Below are 1,860 nucleotides of genomic sequence, written 5' to 3' on the forward strand. Positions count from 1 at the left end.
GGGGTAGGGGACGGGTCGTTCAGGATGCGTAACAGATAGACGGCGCGTCCGATCCGCAAGGGGTCAGAGGCGATGATTTCTACGGCCGACCGTCAGAAGAGGCGCCGCCACATTATGCAGCCGACCTCGCCCCAACGTGTCCCATCGGACCTTGCCACCCTGGGGCGAAGCGGGGGAAAAGGACGCAGCCGGGGGATTCATGCGCCAGACGCCGACCAACAACACGCTGTTCTACGGCGACAACCTGACCATACTGCGCGAGCATGTGGGCGATGAGAGCGTGGACCTGATCTATCTGGACCCGCCGTTCAACTCGAACGCCAACTACAATGTCCTGTTTCGGGCGCCGGGCGGGGAGCAGTCGCAGAGCCAGATCGAGGCGTTCGAGGACACCTGGCACTGGAACGTCACGGCCGAGCGCGCCTATGCCGAGGTGCTGCAATCGGGCAATTCGGACGCCGCCAACATGCTGTCGGCCATGCGGTCCTTCCTGGGGACCAATGACATGATGGCCTATCTTTCCATGATGGCGGTGCGTCTGCTGGAACTGCACCGGGTGCTGAAGCCGACGGGGTCGCTGTATCTGCACTGCGACCCCACGGCGAGCCATTATCTGAAGTTGCTGCTGGATGCTGTGTTTGGGCCGAAATTTTATAAAAACGAAATCATTTGGAAAAGAACTAGCTCACATGGAGATGCATCAACCGGATATGGCGATGTAACGGATACTATCCTGTTTTATTCCAAAACAGAAAAACCGACTTGGAACCGGCAATTCATAGAATTATCTCAAAAACATACCGATAGCAAATATACATCGATAGATCAAAGCGGGCGCCGATACACAACGCGCGACTTGAGAAGCCCCAGCCCTCGTCCAAATCTGACCTATGAATACAAGGGATTTCAACCCCACCCTAACGGCTGGTCAATTTCTCGCGAACTAATGGCCGAGTATGACGCCAAAGGCCTTCTTCACTTCCCGAAGTCTGCAGAAGGTCGCATTAGAATGAAAATCTTCCTCGACGAGAGACGAGGAAAGCCGCTGCAGAATCTGTGGGACGACATTTCTCCTATCAACTCGCAAGCCCAGGAACGCCTCGGCTATCCCACCCAAAAACCGGTCGCGTTGCTCGAACGCATCCTCGCGGCCTCGTCTAACGAGGGCGACGTGGTGCTCGACCCCTTCTGCGGCTGCGGCACCACGGTCCATGCGGCGCAGAAGATGAACCGGCGCTGGATCGGCATCGACGTCACTCACCTCGCGGTCGGCCTGATTCAGCGGCGGCTGCGGGACGCCTTTCCCTTGGCGCAGTTCCAGGTTCTGGGCACGCCCCGCGACCTGGACGCCGCCAAGGCCCTGGCCCAGGCCGACAAGCACCAGTTCCAGCTGTGGGCCCTATCGATGATCGACAACGCCGTGCCCTACAAGGGCGGACGCAAGGGCGCCGACGGCGGGGTGGACGGCTATGTCTATTTCCAGGTTCCGTCCGACGACGGGGCGGGCTCCAAGACCGTTACGGGCAAGGCCATCGTCTCGGTCAAGGGCGGCGGGGTCTCGGACCCCCAGGTCAAGGATCTGATCACCACCATCGACCACGAGGGCGCGCAGATGGGTCTGTTCGTCACCCTGCTGCCGCCTACGAAGCCGATGGTGGCGCGGGCGGCGGCGGCGGGCTTCTACGAAGCCGGAGGGCGGACCTATCCGAAGGTGCAGATTCTGACCATCGAACAGTTGTTCGACGGCAAACGGCCCGAAATGCCCTGGCTCGATCCCAGCGTATTCAAGAAGGCAAAGCGCGAGGCCGCCCCGAACACCCAGGGCACACTGCTTTAGAACGCCTCCCAGCCGTCCTCGTC

The 1,860-nt window shown here is 60.1% G+C and carries 1 protein-coding gene; it reads left to right on the forward strand.

Annotated elements, in window-relative coordinates; translation table 11 throughout:
• The first annotated feature begins 199 nt into the window (after window positions 1–199).
• Complete coding sequence (locus JHC99_RS18615) at window positions 200–1,837, forward strand: DNA methyltransferase (RefSeq protein ID WP_292156182.1); 1,638 nt, start codon at window positions 200–202, stop codon at window positions 1,835–1,837.
• Window positions 1,838–1,860: the final 23 nt, after the last annotated feature.

Source organism: Brevundimonas sp., from assembly GCF_016463485.1.
Classification (GTDB): domain Bacteria; phylum Pseudomonadota; class Alphaproteobacteria; order Caulobacterales; family Caulobacteraceae; genus Brevundimonas.